The sequence below is a fragment of the Duganella sp. Leaf61 genome (genome assembly GCF_001421905.1).
In the GTDB taxonomy this organism is placed as follows: Bacteria; Pseudomonadota; Gammaproteobacteria; order Burkholderiales; family Burkholderiaceae_D; genus Rugamonas; species Rugamonas zoogloeoides.
Genome location: NZ_LMLM01000004.1, coordinates 82,812 through 103,654, shown reverse-complemented (window position 1 = coordinate 103,654; position 20,843 = coordinate 82,812). Strand labels below are relative to the sequence as shown.

At 62.5% G+C, this 20,843-nt stretch carries 22 protein-coding genes; all 22 read right to left on the bottom strand.

Features of this window, described 5'->3' with window-relative positions; genetic code table 11:
- Positions 1-5: 5 nt before the first annotated feature.
- A complete protein-coding gene (locus ASF04_RS06960) occupies positions 6-401 on the bottom strand; it encodes a hypothetical protein (RefSeq protein WP_056139378.1) in 396 nt (131 codons plus the stop codon).
- On the bottom strand, positions 398-877 hold the full coding sequence (locus ASF04_RS06955) for a lysozyme (RefSeq protein ID WP_056139376.1): 480 nt from the start codon (positions 875-877) through the stop codon (positions 398-400). Before ASF04_RS06955 ends, ASF04_RS06960 begins: the two co-directional genes overlap by 4 nt.
- Complete coding sequence (locus tag ASF04_RS06950) at positions 864-1,100, bottom strand: hypothetical protein (RefSeq protein WP_056139374.1); 237 nt, start codon at positions 1,098-1,100, stop codon at positions 864-866. Before ASF04_RS06950 ends, ASF04_RS06955 begins: the two co-directional genes overlap by 14 nt.
- A gap of 1 nt (position 1,101) precedes the next feature.
- Complete coding sequence (locus ASF04_RS06945; protein ID WP_156368561.1) at positions 1,102-1,476, bottom strand: hypothetical protein; 375 nt, start codon at positions 1,474-1,476, stop codon at positions 1,102-1,104.
- Positions 1,477-1,538: 62 nt separating this feature from the next.
- Positions 1,539-2,813: a hypothetical protein gene (locus ASF04_RS06940; protein ID WP_156368560.1), complete on the bottom strand. Its 1,275-nt coding sequence runs from the start codon at positions 2,811-2,813 to the stop codon at positions 1,539-1,541.
- A gap of 3 nt (positions 2,814-2,816) precedes the next feature.
- Positions 2,817-3,671, bottom strand: coding sequence for a hypothetical protein (locus ASF04_RS06935; RefSeq protein WP_156368559.1), 855 nt, complete (start codon positions 3,669-3,671; stop codon positions 2,817-2,819).
- A 5-nt stretch (positions 3,672-3,676) separates the two neighbouring features.
- On the bottom strand, positions 3,677-4,348 hold the full coding sequence (locus ASF04_RS06930) for a hypothetical protein (RefSeq protein ID WP_156368558.1): 672 nt from the start codon (positions 4,346-4,348) through the stop codon (positions 3,677-3,679).
- 11 nt (positions 4,349-4,359) lie between these two features.
- Positions 4,360-4,662, bottom strand: coding sequence for a hypothetical protein (locus ASF04_RS06925; RefSeq protein WP_056139365.1), 303 nt, complete (start codon positions 4,660-4,662; stop codon positions 4,360-4,362).
- A complete protein-coding gene (locus ASF04_RS06920; protein WP_056139363.1) occupies positions 4,662-6,617 on the bottom strand; it encodes a hypothetical protein in 1,956 nt (651 codons plus the stop codon). The genes ASF04_RS06925 and ASF04_RS06920 overlap by 1 nt, the downstream gene beginning before the upstream one ends.
- Positions 6,614-8,083 (bottom strand): hypothetical protein, encoded by a 1,470-nt coding sequence (locus ASF04_RS06915; RefSeq protein WP_056139361.1) that lies wholly within the window; start codon positions 8,081-8,083, stop codon positions 6,614-6,616. Before ASF04_RS06915 ends, ASF04_RS06920 begins: the two co-directional genes overlap by 4 nt.
- Positions 8,080-13,806 carry a phage tail length tape measure family protein gene (locus ASF04_RS06910; protein WP_056139358.1) on the bottom strand — a complete coding sequence of 1,909 codons (5,727 nt, stop codon included), beginning with the start codon at positions 13,804-13,806 and terminating at the stop codon, positions 8,080-8,082. The genes ASF04_RS06915 and ASF04_RS06910 overlap by 4 nt, the downstream gene beginning before the upstream one ends.
- Positions 13,807-13,932: 126 nt before the next feature.
- The gene (locus ASF04_RS06905) at positions 13,933-14,181 is read right to left on the bottom strand and encodes a DUF1799 domain-containing protein (protein ID WP_056139406.1); all 249 of its coding nucleotides are present in this window, start codon (positions 14,179-14,181) and stop codon (positions 13,933-13,935) included.
- Between the two features lie 62 nt (positions 14,182-14,243).
- A complete protein-coding gene (locus ASF04_RS06900) occupies positions 14,244-14,561 on the bottom strand; it encodes a phage tail assembly chaperone (protein ID WP_056139357.1) in 318 nt (105 codons plus the stop codon).
- A gap of 101 nt (positions 14,562-14,662) precedes the next feature.
- A complete protein-coding gene (locus ASF04_RS06895; protein WP_056139355.1) occupies positions 14,663-15,310 on the bottom strand; it encodes a phage tail protein in 648 nt (215 codons plus the stop codon).
- 102 nt (positions 15,311-15,412) lie between these two features.
- Entirely contained in the window at positions 15,413-15,763 is a 351-nt protein-coding gene (locus tag ASF04_RS06890; protein ID WP_056139353.1) for a DUF3168 domain-containing protein, read from the bottom strand.
- Entirely contained in the window at positions 15,760-16,221 is a 462-nt protein-coding gene (locus ASF04_RS06885; protein ID WP_162241423.1) for an HK97-gp10 family putative phage morphogenesis protein, read from the bottom strand. The genes ASF04_RS06890 and ASF04_RS06885 overlap by 4 nt, the downstream gene beginning before the upstream one ends.
- Positions 16,218-16,556, bottom strand: coding sequence for a phage head closure protein (locus ASF04_RS06880; protein ID WP_056139349.1), 339 nt, complete (start codon positions 16,554-16,556; stop codon positions 16,218-16,220). Before ASF04_RS06880 ends, ASF04_RS06885 begins: the two co-directional genes overlap by 4 nt.
- Positions 16,553-17,134 carry a hypothetical protein gene (locus ASF04_RS06875; protein ID WP_056139347.1) on the bottom strand — a complete coding sequence of 194 codons (582 nt, stop codon included), beginning with the start codon at positions 17,132-17,134 and terminating at the stop codon, positions 16,553-16,555. Before ASF04_RS06875 ends, ASF04_RS06880 begins: the two co-directional genes overlap by 4 nt.
- 80 nt (positions 17,135-17,214) lie before the next feature.
- A complete protein-coding gene (locus ASF04_RS06870; protein ID WP_156368557.1) occupies positions 17,215-18,465 on the bottom strand; it encodes a sialidase family protein in 1,251 nt (416 codons plus the stop codon).
- Positions 18,462-19,301 carry a hypothetical protein gene (locus ASF04_RS06865; protein WP_056139342.1) on the bottom strand — a complete coding sequence of 280 codons (840 nt, stop codon included), beginning with the start codon at positions 19,299-19,301 and terminating at the stop codon, positions 18,462-18,464. The genes ASF04_RS06870 and ASF04_RS06865 overlap by 4 nt, the downstream gene beginning before the upstream one ends.
- A 2-nt stretch (positions 19,302-19,303) precedes the next feature.
- Positions 19,304-19,510: a hypothetical protein gene (locus ASF04_RS06860; RefSeq protein ID WP_056139340.1), complete on the bottom strand. Its 207-nt coding sequence runs from the start codon at positions 19,508-19,510 to the stop codon at positions 19,304-19,306.
- 51 nt (positions 19,511-19,561) lie between these two features.
- The gene (locus tag ASF04_RS06855) at positions 19,562-20,809 is read right to left on the bottom strand and encodes a phage major capsid protein (RefSeq protein ID WP_056139338.1); all 1,248 of its coding nucleotides are present in this window, start codon (positions 20,807-20,809) and stop codon (positions 19,562-19,564) included.
- Positions 20,810-20,843 lie beyond the last annotated feature (34 nt).

The window sequence follows — 20,843 nt, the reverse complement described above, 5'->3', positions numbered from 1 at the left end:
TCGCGTCATCGAACATCCTCCAGCAGCTGGTTCACGAACGGCATGGCCTCGTCGCAGGTGGTGGCGCGCGCTCCGGCCAGTTTGGCCTGGGCGCCATCGTAGCGCCGGCCGGCGGCAACAGCCAGCACCTCAGCGGCACGCCGGCGCTTGTCGGCCGCAATGGTCGCGTCGTGCATCGACTTGACGGCACTGTTCTGGACACCGATCGAGGCGCGAAGCTCGGCACTAGCGCCCTGCTCCGCCACCAGCCTGGCCAGCGCCTGGTCGCGCGCTGCTGCCGCCAGCCACCAGCCCGTGCCGGCGCCAGTGGTCACCACCAGCAGCAGGACGGCCAGTACCACCGCCGCGACTTTCCAGATGCCGGCGACGACAGCGCCGCCGGCCAGCTCGATCGCGCTCACGGCACGCCCGTCAGGCAAAGGCTGCGCTCAGCGGCGCGGCGCTTGGTCAGGCCCGGCAGCGCCACCATGGTACCCAGCACGCGCGCCTTGTCCCAGCGCGGCAACTGGTTGCAGGCGCCGACCAGGTCGCCGGTGTACAGCATGCGTGCCGCTGTCGAGCTGGCGCGCGCGCACGCGATGATCGGGCCCAGGTTGAACACCGCGTCTGCGAACGCGGCCAGCACCGGTACCGGCAGGCCAGGCACGCAGCGCTCGACGTGGGCGACGGCCTGCTGCATGTCGGCGGTCAGCAGCGCGCGGCACTCGTCCATCGAGTACTGGCGCTTGGCCACCACGTCGGCGCCGGTGTGGCCGTAGCACACGGTCAGAATCCCGGGCGGGTCGTAGTAGGCGAACTGGCGAATGCCCTCGGCGGGGATCGCGATGACGGTGGCCAGCGCGGCAGCGGCGGCCGCCCGTTGTTTAGGCGTTGCCATTGGCGCCTCCCGACAGTTCACGTTGAGCGACCAGGCGCGCGATCGCGGCGGACATCGACACCACCGAAGCGATGCCGGCGAACACGCCACCCGGGATGCCGGCCGGCTGCACGAATTGGACGCCCACCTCCAGGCCGCCGAGGATGGCAGCCAGGGTGCTGAATTTCATCGACCATGCCCGCGTGAGCACAGCCCGCCAGTCTTCGATCAGTTCAAGTTTCATATCAGCCTTTCAGTTTGAAAATCCCATACAGCGCGCCGACGGCGCCCGCGATCGCAATAACCCACCGCGCCGGCCGCTCGAGCCAGCCCAGCACGCGCACGCCCCCGCGCATGCTGTTCATGTATTCCGCGATGTCTTTCAGAGACGGAATGTCCAGCTGGGCCAACTGGCCCAGCTGCTGCTTGATGGCCTCGATACCCTCGGCCGCCTCGCGGCTAAAGGACGTGTTCGCAGCCAGGTTGCCCTTCATGGTGTGCACGTCGGCGGCCAGCTTGCCGACGACCTCCTCCACGCGTCCGATGCGCTGCTCCATCTCCGCCATCCGATCCTGGTTGGCGCTATGGCGCGCGGCATCTACTGTTTCATCTGCTGGCATGTTTGCCTTTCTGTGGGCGTAAAAAAACCCGCCGTAGCGGGTCGTGGTGATGCGGGTGATGCTTATGCGACCTTGACGATGATCCGCGCGCGGCCGTCGTCCTCGATAGCGATCACGCGGCCGAGGGCGCGCATGTATTGGCGCAGGGTGATATCGGCCTCGTCGATGGCCAGACCAGCAATGCCGTCGCCATCCTGCACCGGCACGATGAACTGGCCGGGCGTGGCGCCCTGCAGGTTGACCGGCACTTGGCCAGCGAACGCGATGCGGTCCACCGTCTGGCGGACAGCCTCCAGGTCCGCGTCGTATCTTGTAACGTCAGCCTGATACACGGCCTCGGCAATCGTGTAGTCGGCCGTAGCCGCCTGATGTGACTGCACGGCCGCAGCGTAAGTTTCGAGGCGCTGCGCCCACGCCTCATCCGAATCGCCCTCCAGGACAGCTGTGACCGCTGTCCGAACAGGCGGTGCGGACAGCGGTTCAACCAGCACGGGCGCCTCCGGACGCGGTCCCAGGTGGCTCGACCAGACGTCGCCGCCAACCATGCAAGGATTGGTCGATTTAACGGCGAACGCGACGGCCATGCCCCACCTATCGGTGAGGCGGCCATCGGCATCGATGCCAACAATCTGGCCTGCTTTCACTTCGCTACAATCGGACCGCTTGACCATGTACTCGGCGTAATCGGCGCCGCTCGCGTTGAGCGTGCCTGAGAAATTGGCGGATCGGGACGTAGAGCTATTTTTACCTACGTAGAGCACTGAGCCGGCTATACCCCATCCGCCCTGACCATCGGAACCGTTCATGGCAATACATGGAGAGGGTTGCCCCTGGCGGCCCACCCATAGGATTTCGGTGCTCATGCCCCCTACCTTGTACATGCCGTGGCGCGGCGCACCTGCGTTCCCCGCCTGAACCAGACCACCTACATGAAGGTTTCCAGCTACCCCAACCTGTCCGCCCCCATCGATACTGAGTAGTGAGCCTGTAAATTGCGCAGTCTCGCTATCGTAGGCTCTGATGGCGAGGCGGTAACCGTCCTTGTATGACGATCCGTACCCCTGGCTCGTCTGGAAGCTCCAGAACCCTGGCCAGTTCGACGGAGTCTGCGACACGCCCAAGCGAAAGGGCTCAAACATGGCTCCAGCAACGGCATTTGACATCTCAGGCGCCGGGTTCAGGAAGCTCGACGAAATCCCGCTACCAACAAACAAGGTTCCAATCACTCGACCGCCAGCAAGAGAAAGTGCGTTATACGGGCCAACCACGAACGCATCCCACATTTGATTGAGCACCTCAACAAAATTGGTCATGCCCGCCTTGAATTTGTTTGCCATTTTTTAATACCCTTCGATTTGGAGTGGAGCGGAATAGATGTCGAAACTCGACGCGCTGATGGCGTCGATGTTGGCAATGCGGCCGTAGAGCATGTGCTGCTGCTCCAGCACCGGATCAGCGTGTTCGGGGAACAGGCTGCAAAGCAGTGGGCGCACTGTTCCGCATTCGTCTACGATGCGAGCCAGGCGCGCCCGGTCGGGGCGCGTCAGGAATTCCAGGTTGATGTTGAGCAGCCGGTGCCGGGTACCGACGTTCGTTTTAGCGGCGCCGGCGGCAGTTCGGTATCCCTCGCTGGTGTCCACAGCCGTCAGGCTGGCACCGTAGCTGGGGTTGTATTCCGGCGCCCAGTACATGCCGGCGACCAGCCGCGAGACCTCGATATAGCCGTCCGGGTTGTCGATCGACGAAATTTCGATCACCAGCTGGCGCACGCTGACCGGCTCGAACCAGGCTACGCCGTCCGAACCGCCTCCGCGCGCCCATGTGTTGACCCCGCCCCACTTGTAGCCGTTCCAGCCCAGCGGCAGGTAGCCGAACGGCGACGCGCCCAATGGCGCTTCAGGGCACGGCACGATCACACCGGTGTCGAATACTGGGGCGGCGTCACCGAGGCGCTCGTAGCCGCGCACGCGCATGCGCGCCGAGCTATTCATGTTGGTGCGGATCGGCGCCACGCAGGCGATCAATTCCGGCATTAGCCAAGTAGCCGTGATCGTCACGTTGATGCCGACCGCACGGAGCACCGCCGACCGCTCATCGCGCTGCAGGTTGGCCGGGCCCAGAGCACCGGCCTGGCTTGATGCCGTCAGCACCGCCCGGTCGATGGCGTTATCGTGCAAAATTCGTAAATTGTTCATTGGCTCTAGTAATTGGTGACGTCGATAATCGCGTGCAGCCCGATACTCGCGCTGGCCTGCGGTGGCGGAAGAGGTGGCGGTGGCCCGACGGGCGATGAGACTGTTCCCGAATAGGCGTATTCGAATTCTTGCGAGATTTTGATGCCACCGCTGATGCTGGTGATTCGCGAGCGGGCCATGCTGAGTCTCTGGAAATATCGGCCACCACCGACCGCCGCAGTGTCGCTATCAACTTCGTAAAACTGATTCATCGCGATGGCGGCATACGTCCTACTGCCGTCGTAAGTGAAAGAGCCGCTCCCCGCCGGGAAGCCCACGAACCGCAAAGGCTTTTTCGCCGCGCAGAAAACTAGATCGCCTGTTGTCTCGTTGAAAATCTGTAGCCCATATGTCGCGCTCGAAGTTGTAATCGGCGCGAAGAAGTAGCAGGTTATCTCGGTACCGACGCCACCTATGGCGCTTACGACTAAAGCTCCCGGACCAACGCTTATCATGGCGCATGGCGCATAGCTTCTGATCGCGACTATCTCGCCAGGGTTCATGGGCGTGGAGCCGCGACTTGTTTGGACGCCCACGTTGTTTCCAGTAGTCGTGACAACCACCACCGTGCGCACGAGGACGAAGCACTTGAACACCCCGTCGATTTGGAATGTTCCAGCATCATTGGTGACCTGCATCCCTGCCGCCATTACCGCACCCCCAGTATCAATTGGCACGCCGGCGCGCCGCCGCTGGCCGGAGTCTGCCGCGTCCAACTCACAGAATTGCCGGAGAAGTTCACCTGCGGCATCGATACCGTCGCGTACGTCTGTACACCGGTGCCCACATCTAAAATGGGAATGGCAAACGGAATGCCTTGGTCCAGTCCAGGCACCGTAGCGGTACCTGACATAGCACTCGCGTCAATACTGGCGATCAACCGCCCCATAAACGTTGACGTGTCGATGATGAGATTGCCGGCCTCGTCCCATACCTGCAGCCCGGCCGGCATTACCAGAGCCCCAATCGCACGACACGCCCCTGCACTGGATTTCCAGTGTTTGGCCCAAATACCTGTAGACCGGCGGTACCCGTATGCTCAGTGGTGCCGGTCAGTTCAACGCGAGGCCCCGTAGCCGAGCTACGAAGCAGCGCAATCGTGCCAGTCGCCGCCCGAAGTTCCCCGGCAAAGCTACCGCTTGCCGCCTCCAGCTCGCCAGCGAACTTGGCCTTGCCACCAATGCTGGAGAGCTGCGGTGTACGGATATCTCCATTCGACTCGAATTGCGCGTATTTTCCACTAGCGTAATTTCCCAACAGAAGGCCCTCAGGACCGAGGTAATACCCTGTGCCGCCGTTGTCCGGCCAGTCATAGCCGGTGTACGCGCCACCGGCGATATTGCCGCGCAGGCGCACGCTGTTGGCATAGAAATCCCCGCTACGCTGCAGATACCAGCCGCTGCCATTGGCGCCTGGCGCCCAGTTGCTCGACCAGATGTCGCCGCCAATTTTCGCGTTGGTGATCGAAGCGTTCTGGATGAAGGCGTCGGCGATGTAGGTGCCGATCGGGATGGTGACGCCACCGATCACCGTTTCCGTGGTACGCACAATGAACGGCACCGACGGCGCCACCGGGCCACCAGCAGGACCAGCGATGAAAAACGACGTGGCGCGCCAGCCAGCATCAATACGACCGCCGCCGCCTATCAGCTCAAATCCCCCGGCCACGCCATCAGTGTCGAGCTGCACGGCATACCGCGCCCGCGCACCATCGAGCGCGCTGGCCGTGGCGTCGGCGAGAATCTTCACGGCCGCGTATTTATCGACCAGCCCTGTGATCGGGTCGTTGAGGATCGCTTGCGCCTGCTGGACAAAGCTGGCAGCCGCCTGCGCACTGCCGGCGGCGTTGCTGGCTGCGCTCGATGCCGACTGGCTGCTCACCACCGCAGCTTCGGCGCTCTGCCCTGCAGCGTTGCGAGCCTGGGTAGCGACGCCTGCAGCGGTATTCGCTGCCGATGCCGATCCGCTGGCATTGGTGGCTGACTGGGCGGACTCGGTAGCCCGAGTCGCCGCGCTTGATGCGGACGTCTGCGCGCTTGTCGCCGACTGGGCGGCACCAGTCTTATATTCACCAGCCTCACCGGCAGCGGCCGCAGCAGCGGCACGCGCCAGTTCAGCAGCGGCCGCCGATGCAGCAGCTGACGCTGTGTCGCCGTACATATCTGACAGGTCTGTGATCAAGTCGATCTTCGCGCCCAGATCAGCGTAAAGCTGACCCTCCCGGATTTGTCCGGTCAGCACCTGCAGCAGATGCTCAACCTCGGCGGCTGACGCGCCGACCGTGCCGGTGCTGTTATTGAACGGCCCCGGGATCGCGGCGCGCGAGACGTACCGGATCCAGTAGTAGAGGGTTTTGCCCGGGCCGACCGGATCGGTGAATTCGCGCCCATCCGCGCGCCCTACCGGCACCGCTTGGGCGATGTTGTTGACCGCCGCACGCCAGACCTCGGTGTAGTCGAGATTGACGTAATTGGCCGGGGGTGCACTCCAGTTCAGGCGAATCGCGGCCGGCTGGCCGGTAGTGGCCAGGACGGTCGGTGCCGGCGGCGGACGCAGATCGAGCGCCTGCTGCTTGGCGACCGTCTGGCGGGCGATGTAAGTCAGGCCATCAATGACCGTGCTGGCCGTCACTGTCACGATGCTGGAGGTCATATCCTCGAATTTCAGCACTGCGTTGCCGTTGGCCACGGTCAGCGGTGTCGTCGGATCAGCCGAGAATGCGATCTCGCCCACGGCGCCCAGCATCAGCGCCGAGAACGTGATCACCGCCGGCGTCGGCGCGCCAGTGATCGACACTTCGAACATCGTGGCGCTGGGCGTGAGTAGCAGCGCGCGGTCGATGGGCACGGCGTAGCGCGGCACGGTGCTCATGATCAGGGTGTCGCGTTCGCCTACGATTGCCGTCATACCATTACTCCTACAGTTACACGGCCGGTCAGCCAGTTTCGTTGCATCATCACCACCACACCCGGCGCGCCGGCGGCCAGGCCCCAGCGATCGTCGCGCAGCACCACCGGAGCGCCCAGCTCGAGCACCGCCAGCTCAGGCTCGCCGTCAAGTTCGTAGATCGTGCGGGGCACCCTGCGCAGTGCCAAGCGACGCTCGGCCTCGGCCCGCGCATCGGCCCGTGTTTTCAGGCACGTTTCGATTTGTACCGGGTCATCCGTCAACCGGTACCGCGCCTGCACGGCCTCGTCCACCACCGTCTCGGTCAGCCACTCCGTGGCGTACAGATCGGCGTGCTCGGGCGGGATGCTGGTGGTCAGGTTGGCCTGCACGGTGTAGTTGCGGTCGAACGCGATTTTTACTGCGGCTACCACCGGCAGACGCTCGGCCGGGCGCAGCGAGTTCGCCAGCATTTGGTCGGGGCCGATCTCCACTGGCGTGCCGGCAGCCGGCAGCGCGATCTGCACCAGGCGCAGCTGGCCGGTGGCCGACATGATCGCCTGCGCGCCAACGCTGGCGGCCAGTTGCTGGATGGCCAGCGCCTGGTTTGTCCGGTCGGCCACGAACAGTCCCACCGGCTGCTGGTGCGCGGCATCGAACGCGGCCAGATTGGCGACGTCGATATCGGCATCGGTGAAGCGGTCGGAGGCCTTGCCGTACGCGGTGGCGATGCGGCGCACCAGAGGCGCGATGCGCGGGGCGTAGCCGCCGCCGCTGTCGCCCTGCACGCTGGCCGTAATCACCGTCGAGAACGGATCACTGGTCAACTTGAACCGGCCGGGCTGGCTGCCGGGCGTCACGGCCAGCGGCTTGCCGTTCGTCCGCACCTCGATCACCGATTCCACCGCGCCGAGGAATCCATACTCCAACGTCACCGGGTCGGTCAGCAGTGGCGCCACGTTGTGGCATTCGCCGAACGGGATCGGCAGCACCGCGTCCTTGTTGGGCGATGTGCCGCCCAACTTGGCCTCGCTGATCGGCGTATTCAGGCGCTGCAGCTTGTCGCGCAGCACCAGGTTGACGGTGTCCCGGCTCGAGCTGCCCACATCATCGACGATGCCGTCGAACACGAGGCGGAACTCAGCGCGTGGCCAGGCTGGATCACCGGACCAAGCGCGAATGCGGCGATTGCGCCACACGTCGCCCAGCCAGCTGTCGAGGGCGCCATCACCATTATCCAACTCCATATCGCCGCTCGAAAGTGAGGCCTCACCGGTCAGGCTGACCTGCTCGGTGAAAGCCAGGCCTCCCTTGGCGAGCGGCAGATACACCGTGTTGGCTGGCACGTCGGCCGGGCCGGTGACGTACTCCCGAGAGGCGATATAGCGCGTCGTCTCGGCGCCGTCCAAATTCACCTCCGCCTCGATCAGCACCATGCGCACTGCGGCTGGGTTTTTCAGCCAGACCATGAATTGCTCATCGGTCATGCGTACTCTCCTTTCACAGTAGACGACCAGGCCGAAGCCTGGGCTGATTTCTCGACACCGCTGACCACCTTGTCGGCGGCCTTGGCGTTGGCCTGCTCGTTCGACTGGATCATCGCGCCGGTTTGTTTTGCCTGGTCGGCACGCAGCCCCTTCACCTCTTCGCGCAACGCCTTGATCTCGGCCGCCATCGCATCCGAGCCGGCATTCGACCCAGCCTGGTATCGGCTGAAATCGATCGCCGGCGCGGCAGCTACTGCCATCGCCGTGACGGCCGGGGCGTTCGTGAATTTCACGCCCATGCTGTCGGTGACGCCCATCGCGGTTTGCAGGTTGGCGATGGCCTGGGCTACCGTCAACACGCTGTCGTTGATGGTGATGAGGCTCTTGACCTGCGCTTCGAGCGCGTCGTAGCTGGCCTGCTGCAGGTCCACCTGCTGGCTCGCCCACTTCGCCGCCTCCTGGTTGGCTGCGATCACGCGTGCGTAGTCCGCCGCATATTTGGCATCCGACGCGTTGACCACCTGCGAGGCCGTGAGGAATGCCTGCTCCGCCGCCGACAGCCCGGATTGCGCCGTCGTGTCGCCGGCATTGGCGGCGGCGAGCGTTTTCTCGAACTGCGCCCGCGCCTCGGCGTATTTCTGCTCCGGCGTGAGAGTGGACTGGTTGCCCAGCGCCAGATTGGCGTTGAGGCCGTTGAGCGTGGTGACCCACGCTTTCGAGCGATCGAGCGCGGTCTTGGCCGCCGACGATTCGCGGTCGTAAGCCGCAGACAGTGCATCCTTGGCCGATACCACAGCTTTGGCTGCCTGTACCTGATCGAACAGCGCCTTGTTCACGTCGGCGATGCCGGCGCGCTGGATGGCCAGCAGCTCCGCTTCGCTTTTCGTGATCTCGTCGAGTTGCTGCAGCAGGTCCTTGCGCTCGTCTGCGATTTCCTGCTCGCTCTTCGTCAGGTCCTCCGTGGCCGCGTGCGTTTTTGCGAACGCGTCGGCTAGGGCCAGCAGCGCGGTGTATTGGGCGGCGCCGGCCTCGGTTGCCAGCGCGCCCGAGTTGGCCAGGCCCAGCACCACGTCTTTGAACTTGTCGCGGGTATCGATGCCTTGCAGCCCCATGGCCGCCAGCTGGTCGGTGACATATTTCTGTACCGGCGCCAGCCGCTCGGCTTCGGTCAGGAAGTTGTCGTTGAAACTCGCCTGTGCGCTGGCCAGCTCATCGATGCCGCCAGCCAGCGCAATCAGGCGCTCCCGCGCCGCGATGCTGGACATGCCAACCTGGCCGAACGACGTGCTGCTCGACGCCAGGATGGAATCGAGATTTGCGTAGTTCGACGCGATGCGGGTCAGGGTCTCGAAGTACCCCTCGCCGACCTGCTGGAATTGATCCAGCCCGGCCACGCCGAACTTGGCCATGTCGTCGCCAAGTTTCGAGAACACGGCTTCCAGCTGCTTCTGGATCTCATCACCCGACAAGTTCTTGAGGCTGATCTTGCCGATGTCGATCACAAAGGTGTTCAGACGCTGAGTGAAGGCGTCGCCGCCGACGCCCAACAGCTTTGCCGCCTCAGATACGCTCGTTCCAAGCCCGGAAATCACTTTCGCAAACTGCGCGTTAGCCTCGCCGCCCAAGCTAGATTTATCGGTGCTCGTCTTGTCGCTGTGGAACATCCCTCCATCTTTCTTGATGTCCGCGTACTGGAACGATGAGACATTTCCCGCCAAGGCAGCAGCCAGCGTTGTACGATCGATAGTGAAGCCAGTGTCTTGGACAGTCTTTTTCCCACCGAACACGGCATTGCTAATTGACGCGGTCCACTTGCTAATGGTTCCGCCGAGCAACTTATCCGCCGCCATCACCAGTGGTGCAAACATCCCGGTGAGCAACACAGTCCCAGCCGTCGAGGTGAGGAAATTTGCAGCGCTACCCTGGCTGCCGCTGGCCATTTCGCCGGTCAGTCCTGAATTGCGAATGAGCAGATTGCCCAGGCCGGACAGCGACGACTCGATGCCGCGCAACGACAACAGCATGCCGCGCGTGTACGTCAACTCGATGCTGCTGTTGTCGGACATCAGCTCAAGCGCGCGTTTGATCGAATCCGATTTCGCGGTGCTGTCGCCGAACACCGTGCCGGTGCCCTGGGTCTCCTGGCGCTGCTGCGAGATGGGTTTTCCGCCACCACCGCCACCACCGATAGCCACTCCCAGGCCGGCAACGATCGCCGCCATGGCAGCCATGCGCGCGAAAGCCGAGTACGGGTCGCCCTGACCTTGGCTCAGCACCGCGCTGATCCCCTTCGGCACCAGCTCGGCCAGCGTCATCGCCAGCTCGGCTGCATGGAACACCTGGGACACGGTGGTCAGAACCTTGTAGCCCTTGCTCTGTTCGCCGAAGAAGCCTGCAGCAGCGCCGGCCATGTCGCCATAGCCCTTCAACTGCTCATGCGCCTGCATTTTGTTCAGCTTGGTAATGTCACGGGTATATTCCGCTTCATCTTTTTGACCGTTGAGGTAGAGTTCGGCCGCATTAGCACGCTGTTTAGCGAAGTCCTTCTGACCTTTGGCGAAGGACTGGAAGGTAGTGCTCAACTTCACCAGCGCGCTACCAGCGCCGCCGAATGCATCGCGCAGGGCATCCCCGAAAGTTTGGGCCTTGTTCGGGTCAAGGAAGTCGGCCAAGTCTTTTTTCATAGCCCCCAGCTGCTGGGCCTCGAACAACTCCCGCATGGCGGCGGCGCTGCGCTTCAATGCCTCAGCCTCGGCAGCGCGACTTGGAATATTAGCCAGCAATGCAGCATCGACCTCCTTGCGCAAAGCAGCCTCCTCAACCAGTTTGCGGTTGTATGCCACGGCCTGCTCGGCGGTCATACCGATAACTGCATTGGCGTCACGTTGTGCTTGGATCTGGGATTCCAGAGACTGGACCTCTGCAAATCGAGCCTCGCTCAATTTATCTAACGCGTCCAGCGCAGCGCGGCTGTCGGCGATTTCCAGACCAAACACTTCTTTCGATAACTCGGCGCGGCGCGTGAGGATCTCCTGATCGGCCTTTGCGACCTGTCCACGCAAGGCGGCAAGCTTCTCCTGCTGGGCGCCCTGCTGGTCTGCTGATACGGTCTCCGTGGCGGTGATCGCCAAGCGCTGTTGCGCGCGCGTCTTCTCGCGCTGGATGGCTTGTTCATCCATCTTCGCTACTGCTTCGGCATAGGCAATACGCTTGTCCAGCGTCTGCAAGCCACCGCTCTGTTGCTGCATGTCAAGGTTGATTCGGGCGCGCTTGGCCACCTCCTCTTGCACTTCGCCAAGCCGCTGCACGGCGCCAATCTGCGAGGCAATGCCGGCATTATTTACGTCGGCATATTGACCCCGAATGCCCGCAATAGAAGCCTGGAACTTCTTCTCGTAATCCTGCGCCGCCTTTATCGACTCTTCATCGTACCCAGCAATTGGCCGCCCCTTATTTGCCAGGGCAGTAATCTTATCAATTTCCAGCAGCATCTTTTCTCTACGGGTCAGATACTTTTCTGCCTGCTCCGAGAACTCAATTGCTGCCCTGTTGCGGCGCTGGTCAGCACCTTCTTGCTCAGCCTTGAGGGCGGCTACCTTGCGCTGATTCAGCAAGCTGTCGCGATCCCGCTCAGCAGAATCTAGTTCAGCTTGCTTTTGGGCATTGCTACCAGCAAATGAGAAAAATGCCAGCTTTGCCTTCTTCACGCGCTCTTCGGCCTTTTCCAGCTTTTCGTCCAGGCTATCCTGCCGGCCCACGTCCAGCATGGCATCCCACGCTGACTTGGCGCCGCTGACGACACTATTCCAGGCGCGCGACAGCGTGCCGAGCGATGCCTCAACATCCTTGCTCTTTTTGAGCATGGCGTCACCGTAGGCTGCTTGCGCGACCTTGGCGGCGTCGAGCGTGCGGCCTTGATTCTCAAGCGCCTTGATCTGCTGGTACGTGGACAGCGTGAGATAACCGTACTGCTCGCTCAACTTGAGCGTGGCCTTGAGCGGATCGGCGCCCAGGTCGGCGTATGCCTTGACGGTATTCTCGACCTCGATTCCGAGGAACTTCTGGGACCGAACGGCCGCGACCGACGCCGCCACCAGTTGGTCAGCGCCCACCTTGCCGGTACCAACCAACTGTGCGAGTACCTCGGCGTTCTTGCCCTGCGTGCCGGCGGCCTCGGATGCTGCCTTGGCCATGCCGCCCATCTGGCCAGCGGTCACGCCGGCCACATTGCCCGTCATGGCGATCGACATGGCAAACGCCTTGGCCTCAGCCTGCCCTTGGTAATACGCAACGCCGAGAGCAACAGCAGCTGCCGCCGCGAGGGTGTACGGGTTGATCAGGCCGATGACATAGCCGCCCAGGGCCTTCACCGCATTGCCGGCGCCACCGAACATATCCTTCAACTGCCCGCCCTGTTGCAGCAGCACGGTCAGCGGCGCCTGGCCGCCTTGCAAGCTGACGATGATGTCGGTGAATTGCGCTGGCACGCCGCGCAGCGCAGCTGCGTTGGCGCGCGCCGACATGCCAGCGTTGTTGAGCCCCTGCTCGGCCTCACGGAGCCGCTGGATAAACGGTGCAGATTGCGCGGTCACGCCCATTTGGGCAGCCTGGAGTTCGAGCAGTTCGACACGGGTCTTGCCGATGGCAGCGGCCTGCTGCTGCAAACTGGCGACGAAGTTGTCCTTACCGGCCTGGGCCTGCGCGGCTTGGCGCTGCGCCTCGGCCGAAGAGCGGGCAGCAGCGGTGACAGCGTCCTGCGCCAACTTGACACTTTGCAGCTGCGCCAGCAGCGGAGCGGCGACACCAGCCAGGCCAAGCTGGGCGGCACGGTACCGCAGCACCTCTTCCGCCGATTTCCCGTACAGGGCCGCTTGCTCCCGGAGATTAGCGAGAAATGCCTCGCCGGTGGCCTGTGTCTGGGCGGCCTGCTGGCGAGCAGCAGCAAGCGCCCGGGCGGCCTCGGTGGCAGCTTCCTGCCCAGCCTTGACGCGCTGGAGTTGCTGAATTAGCGGCTCGGCATCGGCACTGGTGCCGGCGAGCGCCGCACGATAGCGCAGCACCTCTTCAACGGTCTTGCCCTGCAGGGCAATCTGCTCGCGCAGGTTCGCCAGCATGGCGTCACCAGAGGCACGGCGCTGGGCCGCCTGCTGCTGCGAGGCGTTGGCGGCCTCCTGGGCATCACGAAGCTGGCGCAGTTCAAGGATGAGCGGCTCGGCGGCTCCGGCCAAGCCGGCTTGCGCCGCCCTGTACCGTGCGACCTCGTCGGCACTCTTGCCAAAGAGTTGGATTTGTTCACGCAAGCCGGCGAGAAAATTCTCCCGTACGTTTTGCGCTTGCGCGGCTTCGCGAAGAGCCGTAGCCTGGGTGCGGGCCGCCTCAGCTGCTGCAACTTGCGCAGCAGTGGTAGCGTCGGTTGCAGCCTTGGCGCGCGCCTGAGCCGCTTCGGTTTCGCGCAGTTGCGCGATGAGGGGTGCTAGCTTCAGCAAGTCGGCACCGCGGCTGCGGGCCAGTTCCTCGAAATAGTCGCTGCTCGATTTCTTGCCGGCCACCAGCGCAGCGTTGGCGCGCTCGACGGCACCGGCGATGTTGCGCGTCGCTGCGTCGACGCGGCTCGCTGCCGCGTCTGCACCGCTGCCGACGCGGTTCAGGTTTTCGGCACCCCGCCCGCCCAGGTTATCCAGGTTCCGCCCAGTGCGCGCAATCGAGCTGTCGATGCGGTTCATGCCCGCTTCGACGCCGGCCGAATTAACGCCTACCTCGATAGTTGCGCTGCCAAGAGTTTCGGACATGGGTTACCCAAATAAAAATGCCACCTCATGGGTGGCGGACTATCAACGGACAGGTGTTGTCTATTTTTTTTCGTGGATGCAGGCCAGAGCGGTCCGCTCCATCACCATCACATCCGCCTCAAGCTGGTCGTATTCCTCGGCTGACAGATTCATGCGCCCCATCTTCTGGTACATGACGCCGTAATCGAGGCCAGTGGGCCCGGACATTCCGGTGCGCCACTGGGTGCCCATGAAATTGAACAGCTCGAAAGCTTGTACATGCTCGGGCCAGATATCGACCGGCTCCGCCGCCACGTCCTCGATGGTCATGCCAAACGCCGCCAGCTCCTTTTCGTCTGGAGCGCGCTCGTACATTCGCGTGGCGACGGCGATCAGTTTTTTGCGCGGGCGCCCGACATTTCGACCATATAGGCCTGGTAGATGGCCAGCGCCGAGCCGGGGTAGTTTTGAACCAGCTTTTCCAGGGATTCGGCATCGAATGGGTCATCGATGTCCCAGCCAGTGACCAGATCCTGGAGCAGCTCCAAATCTTCCTTTTCCTTCATTTCGTCGATGAAATCTTTCAGAGCATCCTTGCTTCGATGCTTGAAGGTGAACTCGATGTCGGCCGACTTACCGCCAGCGACAGGAATCGCCACTTTTGCTTTGAAGGTTGGGCTCGGGTTCAGGTTGAATTTTGGCTTTGCCATTTTGTACTTTCAGGGTAGAGAAAAAAACCCGACAAGGTGCGACCGAGCGGGCATAAAAAAGCCCGCGAGGTGCGGGCTGGATAACGCGGGCTATGCCTTGATCAGGCGGAGTAGCGGACCGGCGGCGCACGCAGGCTGAAGGTGGCGGTCACGGCCATGACTTCGTTTTTGGTCAGCGTCGGGGTTTCGTTCAGCGACACGTAGGCGTTGTAGATGATCTCCGAGCCGGTCGGAAGCGTGCAGATCAGCGCACGGATTGCGCGGGCATCCGCAGCAGCCTTGACGGCCTTGTAGCCGGGCAGCGAGGGATCGTCGGCGAGCGACAAGGCGATCGACTGCGCGCTAGCCTGGGTTGGCAGCTGGAAGCTATCGCTTTCTTCCAGGAAGCTGACCTCGGCAAAGGCCATTTCGCCGCCCGAACTGGTGCTGGAGATCACCTGGGTGATCTGCTCTTTCGTTGCGATCTTGCGCACACTGATATTGGCGCGCCCGGCGGGGAACAATTTCAGATCGGTGGTGTCCGTGCTTTCCAGTTCGAAAGTGCCTGCAGCCGACGTGGTCACGCGGAATACGCGGTTATTCAGCTTGCCCCAGTTGGAACTGACTTCCACGTAGTCGCCATTGACGAGGCCATGCGCTGCAGCGGACAGCACAGCCGGCGCAGCATTCGAAGCAGCGGTGACGGCGATCGCTGCGCCGTAGGTAACTGCGAGCGCCAGTTTGGCGCCGTTGGGGAGGGAGACTGCCATGGTGATTCCTTTCCGGTCGCTCTGGACCGATGTTGTGAGCCCATGCGGGCGTAAAAAAGGCCAGCGGATTAGGCTGGCCAGGTATTCGGGTGGATCCCTAAATCAGTACCAGACCGAGAAGGCCTGGCGTGCTCCACGCAGCTTAGTGTCCTCTTCGTAGATCGACACCCGGGCGCCAAGTACTTTAGCCTGCAAGCTCGCAGCCAGCCGAAGGGCATCCTCCGCCTGCTCACTCAATTCGGACGCCGCGAGCCGGGTATCGGCCCATGCATTGACCTGGATACGCGCATTACGCTTTCCGGGAATCCCGCCTTCCAAATAGTTCAGCGCATCCCCGCCTGTCTGCTGATAAGTGAGGTATGGACGCAGGGTGCCCTCCGGAGCTACATCCGGATAAACCCGGTCGCCCACCAAGGATGCAAGGACGGATTTAATTTGCACATCAACCTTCATGACCTTCCTTTAATTTGCGCCAGCTTCGCCGCCATCCGGGCGTTGCCAGCAGTAATCGCGTCATCCATCCGCGCGAGTGCTGGCTGCATGAACGGATGGGCTGGTGCGCGGGAGGTGCCGAATTCCACCATTGCACCGTGCGGCGCCTTGGTGTGGTTCCAACTGATGCGATACAGCTTGTACGTGGGGGTCGATCGCTCAGGCGAGAACACCCGGTAAATCGCTGCCTTCAACGTGCCAGGCTGGATGAGGTATCGGACGCCCGTTCTTTTCGAATTCCGGCCGTAAAAATAATGGGGCTTGATGGATACCGGCACGTTGGAGCGCGCGTCTTCATAAATTACCAGCGCCATACTGGCGGCGCCCTCAATAGCCACCTCGTCCTTGATGGCGTCGCCAAATTTGCTCACAGCCTCCCGTAGACCGGTGAACTGGGACAGATCGATGCTGAAGCTCACGCCATGCCTCTCGAGCACATCAGCGCCAAAGTCCGACGGTCCTGCCCGAGCACCGCCTCAATGCCATATACATCCGCGCCATGCAACACGCGCATCTTCGGCAGCACGCCGGCGCGGTAACGGATAGTGATCGTGGTAAGCACCTCATTCTGCGTGGCGCCAGCGGCCACGAATTCGCGGCCGGAGACGTCGCGGAGTTCGGCGCCGACCGTGCCGTCAGGCGTATCAGTGACGAAGTTTGCCCACGTCTCGATTGGCTGGCCAGCCCCATCCTGCCCAGCCGCGAGCACCTGCAGCGTGATTCGATTACGGCTTAATCGGGCAGCGAGGCTCATGCGTAGGTCCTGAGATCATCGACCAGCCCATTAAGGTAGTCGGATTGAACGGTGTTGCGTTCGAGCCGGGTTATTGGATCGAACTGCTCGACGAGCTTTGCGAGAATAAATAGCTGGGCGGTTTCCGGCGTCGCATCCGGGGTCGTGCCGTAGCCGCACTTCACCTCAACAAACACTGCCGATGGCAGATCCTCTGGATCGGCGGATGGATCAACGTAGGTGGCCGGCCAGCTAGCGCCGCGCGCTGGCCGCAGGATGGACCTGTAGGCTTCAACCTCCAACCGATACTCATTGTTATCCATGGTCTTCTCTATGCCGTCGGCATCGATGTATTTTACCGAGTTGACGCCGATAACTGGGTGGGGCAATTGGACCGTCTTGGTGAATGCAGGCAGCGCCACACGCCATGTTTGCTCCATCAAGCATTGCCCGATATCGTGCTCCAGCTGCGCGATCACGCCACGCGCCCACCCTTTGACAATATCGTCCATGTAGTCGCCGTCGATGACCATGTTTTTCTTGATCAGCGCCAGGTCCACGGCCAGCACGGTGGGGGCGATGGTGCGGACCATAGTCATGGCCACACCGCCACGATGGCATGGATGTCAACTTCCGGCAGGCCGGCGCCGGTTTCGATGATGAGAGGCATCCGATCTCCTTACGTCGGGTTGACCAGCGTTGCCCGCATCAGCGTGTTGCCGGAGCCGCCGACGCTATGCCGGCAGGTCGCCACGATCCGGCCGTTGGCGAACGGGCCGAACACGCGGCCAAATCCGTAGCCGGTAATGTTGGGGGACTGCACCGGGATATCGTAGTCCAGGCGCGACCACGCAGATTGCCCTGGGTGGAGCATTGGGATCTGGACCTTGCGGCTGCCGGTTTGAGTCTGCACAACGGTGCCGCCTACGAACACCGGCTTGTCGATGCCGACGCCAGTACGTTGCATGTAGCCATTCACACCGCCGTAATAGATCGTTGTGCTGATGTGCGCTACGCCCAGTTGCCGGTACCCGGCGCGCGGGTACATCACAGCAGCGGCGGGCTGGTTGACGTCAGGACTGAACAGCACGCAGGTCTCCAGAGGCGCCACGCCGATGTACTGGATGGTCGTTGCCGAACCGGGCGCGCTCGTGTCGAATTTTGACGGGTTGGGTAGGCGGTTCCAAGTAGCGCCACGGTCATCGCTGTACACGACCTGTGCATAGCCAAGACCCGCCACGTCTTTTCCCTGCCCCGTATTGTCGCCGTAGATCTGGTAGATGCGGTCATCTACCTCGTCGTAGCAGCTACCGTGGGTGTGCAGACCGGCCGCATATGGAAAGCCCCGAGAGGTAGCATACGCCACCAGGTCGAAGACCTTGGTCCAGGTCTTGCCGAAATCGGTGGAGAGCATACCGAAACCGCCGCGCGTTGCGTCGGTGGCCGCATTTGCCTCGCCGCCCAGCGTTTGCGCTGAGTTGGAGTCGATCAGGTACACGACGCCGTTGGTGCCGGAGCAGAAGTCGCTGAGCGAATATTGAGGGCTGAACACGCCGTTGGTGGCAGTCAGCACCTTCGTCCACGTGGCCGTGGCAGGGTTTGCGGCCCAGCCCGACGAAACGTAGAGTGCCGAGAAGCCGCTGCCGTTGGTGCATGGAACCAACACTTCGCCGTTGAACATCTCGTGAATGCCGCCTACCGTGTGGTTGGCTCCGCCCTCCGCAGTGAAGTCGTGAACGTTGGTCCACGTAGGCGTAGCAGCCGTGGCCAAGTCGAGGCACATTTTGAGAATGTTGCCCGTCGAGCCGTAGAATCGTGCACCGTTTTTGGAGATGCCAATCACGGCTGCGCCCGGTGCGATGTATTCGACACCGGTCATCGTGTACGGAAGATTGGCGCGAGCGGTAGCTGCGCGGACGGAGCGGGTCATAACGTAATCACTTTCTCGATTTCCACATATTGGCCGGACACTGCGGTAGCAGCGTTCTGGCGTGCGAAGTATTGCAGCTGGTCATTGTCGCTAAACATCTCCTCGCCAGGGTTGATGAGAATGGGCGCGCTGAAATCGGGATTGGGATTGTTCAGGTTGTCCGCATCACGGTAACCCAGCGCGATCTGTGCCGTGTTGCCGGCGGGACTGCGGATGATCAGGCTGGTGCGCCCCAGTTCGGCTACCGCTACGCGGTTGAACGTGTTGGTGTTGTTGCCGTTGACATCGAATGTTTCAAACGTGCGCAGCGTGGCCGGGGCGGCCGTTGGCGTCACTGTATCCGCCTGCACCGAAGCTGGCCCTGCGCCCTGTGCGTTCAGCGTAGTCACGGTGCCGGTGTACGGCGTGCCGGCGGGAGCAGTGATGATCTGCGGATTCGTGGTCAGTTGCGTCACTTTACCGTTGACGTCGGTCCAGATGTTGCTGGTGGTCGCGGTGCTGCCGGCAGCGCCTGGCGTCCAGGCCAGGCTCACGGCGCCGGCCATCGCCGTCAATACGGGCCTGGCAGGCTGCCCCGGCTTGGTAGCCGTCGAGCCGCCAATTGCGATGATCGAGTTGTTGGGGCCAGCCAATCCCAGCACGTTACCGGCCGGGTCGATGACTAAGTTCGCGGCACGGATCTGGTTCGGCTGAACGGGTGGGACGTAGACGGTCCCGCCGGCGGTGTTCGTCGATGCCCTCTTGGCAGCCACCAGGCCAGCCTCGGTCCCAGTATCAAGCGTGACGATGGCATTTACAGGATAGATCGAATAAGCACACAGCAGGCGGATGGTCATGGTCAGGCTTTCAGGGACAGGGCGTATTCGACTGCAGCGGGGGTGGTATCGACCAGATCGGCCAACGACGGCGCCAGCTCGGCGTCGAGCTCCACTACATCGTCCGGCTCGCCCAGGTAACAATGCACCAGCACGCGGCCAGCAACGACCTGACCTGCCCTTTCGGCTTGATCGCCGCCCTGATCATCGTTTTTGATAATTTTTGCCATATCGTTCTCACTATGAGTGGTCACGACGGCGGCCGCAGCCGCCGCCTGGGTTTAGGTCGCCGAGTTCTGGTAGTACTTGATGGCGCCACCGATATCGATCATGTTGGCGCCGGAGCGTGCGAACGCAACGAAGCCAACCTGCCCCTTCAAGGTGAAGGCGCTGTCGGTCATGCGGAACAGCGTCGTGTCCATCACGTCGCGGATCAGGTATTTCGAGAAGTCACCGAACAAAATCGACTTGGCGTTGGCGCCCATCACCGGCATGTGCTGGTTGATGACGATCTCGCGACCCATCAGGCGGTCCGGTGCACCGCCGGGGTTGCCCTGCTCGTAACCGGGCACGAAGATCGGACGGCCATTGCCGTCTTTCAGCTTGCGAAGCACCTTGAGCGTGTCGTCGTGCATCATCCACTTACCAGCAGCGCGGTAGTACGGATCCACCGAGTGCTCCAGATCAACCAGGTCGTCGTAGGTGACGGTGACGGTCTGGCCGGTGGCGCCAACCTTGCCGGCGGTCGCTGCGCTCACGATGCCGCGCGGCTGGTTGATGCTGGTACCCACGGTATGGTGGCGGTTGTGGATGCGGCCGATGCGCAGCTGCAGCAGGTTCGAGATGTAAGTCTCGATGCCGAACATCGAGTCCTGGATCAACTCGAACGGCAGCGCGATCGCCTTCGAGGAGTACTTGTAGACATCCATCGATGCTTGACCGAAGACGGTTTCACCGGTGGTAACCGGCTGATTCTGGCCCACGATCTCGCCTTCTTCGCTCGTCGAGTCGGTGGTCGTAAACTGCATCTGCGCACCGGTCGCGGTCTGAATGTTGCTGGCAACGCTGCGCACCGCATAGGCCGCCTTCATCGCCTGGAACAGCGTCTTGTTGAATTCGGTAGCCACGGTGTAGCCGCCCTCGGCGCCGGTCGTGGTGGACATGGCGGCACGAATGTCCGGATTGACGCGCGCAGCCATGGCCGAGCGCTGCTCTTGCGTCAGGGCCATCAGGCCGCCGGTCAGCATGGCGCGCAGGGCCGCACCTTCGTCGGTCTGCGCACCACCCGGGCGAGTGGCAGCGGCCAGCGCGATCTGGTGCTGGGTTTCGGGGTTGTCGCCGGCCAGCTGAGCCAGGCGCTGCTCACGCGCGATTTCGGCATCGATGCCCTCAACCTCGGCGAGGATGGCGTCGAGCTGCTGCGCCTCGGCGGCCGGCATGCGCTGGTCAGCGGGATACTTGTTATTGAGGTCGTGCGCTTTTTTGGCGACGGCGTCGCGCTGGGCGCGCAGTTGGGCGAGCTTCGACATGAATTTCCTTTCGTGGTGGTCCGCTCTCGCGGCC

Coding starts and splice junctions, on each gene's coding strand:
- ASF04_RS06955 (WP_056139376.1), bottom strand. CDS start 877: ATGGCAACGCCTAAACAACGGGCGGCCGCCGCTGCCGCGCTGGCCACC.
- ASF04_RS06950 (WP_056139374.1), bottom strand. CDS start 1,100: ATGAAACTTGAACTGATCGAAGACTGGCGGGCTGTGCTCACGCGGGCA.
- ASF04_RS06945 (WP_156368561.1), bottom strand. CDS start 1,476: ATGCCAGCAGATGAAACAGTAGATGCCGCGCGCCATAGCGCCAACCAG.
- ASF04_RS06940 (WP_156368560.1), bottom strand. CDS start 2,813: ATGGCAAACAAATTCAAGGCGGGCATGACCAATTTTGTTGAGGTGCTC.
- ASF04_RS06935 (WP_156368559.1), bottom strand. CDS start 3,671: ATGAACAATTTACGAATTTTGCACGATAACGCCATCGACCGGGCGGTG.
- ASF04_RS06930 (WP_156368558.1), bottom strand. CDS start 4,348: ATGCAGGTCACCAATGATGCTGGAACATTCCAAATCGACGGGGTGTTC.
- ASF04_RS06925 (WP_056139365.1), bottom strand. CDS start 4,662: ATGCCGGCCGGGCTGCAGGTATGGGACGAGGCCGGCAATCTCATCATC.
- ASF04_RS06920 (WP_056139363.1), bottom strand. CDS start 6,617: ATGACGGCAATCGTAGGCGAACGCGACACCCTGATCATGAGCACCGTG.
- ASF04_RS06915 (WP_056139361.1), bottom strand. CDS start 8,083: ATGACCGATGAGCAATTCATGGTCTGGCTGAAAAACCCAGCCGCAGTG.
- ASF04_RS06910 (WP_056139358.1), bottom strand. CDS start 13,806: ATGAACCGCATCGACAGCTCGATTGCGCGCACTGGGCGGAACCTGGAT.
- ASF04_RS06905 (WP_056139406.1), bottom strand. CDS start 14,181: ATGACCATCGAGGACGTGGCGGCGGAGCCGGTCGATATCTGGCCCGAG.
- ASF04_RS06900 (WP_056139357.1), bottom strand. CDS start 14,561: ATGGCAAAGCCAAAATTCAACCTGAACCCGAGCCCAACCTTCAAAGCA.
- ASF04_RS06895 (WP_056139355.1), bottom strand. CDS start 15,310: ATGGCAGTCTCCCTCCCCAACGGCGCCAAACTGGCGCTCGCAGTTACC.
- ASF04_RS06890 (WP_056139353.1), bottom strand. CDS start 15,763: ATGAAGGTTGATGTGCAAATTAAATCCGTCCTTGCATCCTTGGTGGGC.
- ASF04_RS06880 (WP_056139349.1), bottom strand. CDS start 16,556: ATGAGCCTCGCTGCCCGATTAAGCCGTAATCGAATCACGCTGCAGGTG.
- ASF04_RS06875 (WP_056139347.1), bottom strand. CDS start 17,134: ATGACTATGGTCCGCACCATCGCCCCCACCGTGCTGGCCGTGGACCTG.
- ASF04_RS06870 (WP_156368557.1), bottom strand. CDS start 18,465: ATGACCCGCTCCGTCCGCGCAGCTACCGCTCGCGCCAATCTTCCGTAC.
- ASF04_RS06865 (WP_056139342.1), bottom strand. CDS start 19,301: ATGACCATCCGCCTGCTGTGTGCTTATTCGATCTATCCTGTAAATGCC.
- ASF04_RS06860 (WP_056139340.1), bottom strand. CDS start 19,510: ATGGCAAAAATTATCAAAAACGATGATCAGGGCGGCGATCAAGCCGAA.
- ASF04_RS06855 (WP_056139338.1), bottom strand. CDS start 20,809: ATGTCGAAGCTCGCCCAACTGCGCGCCCAGCGCGACGCCGTCGCCAAA.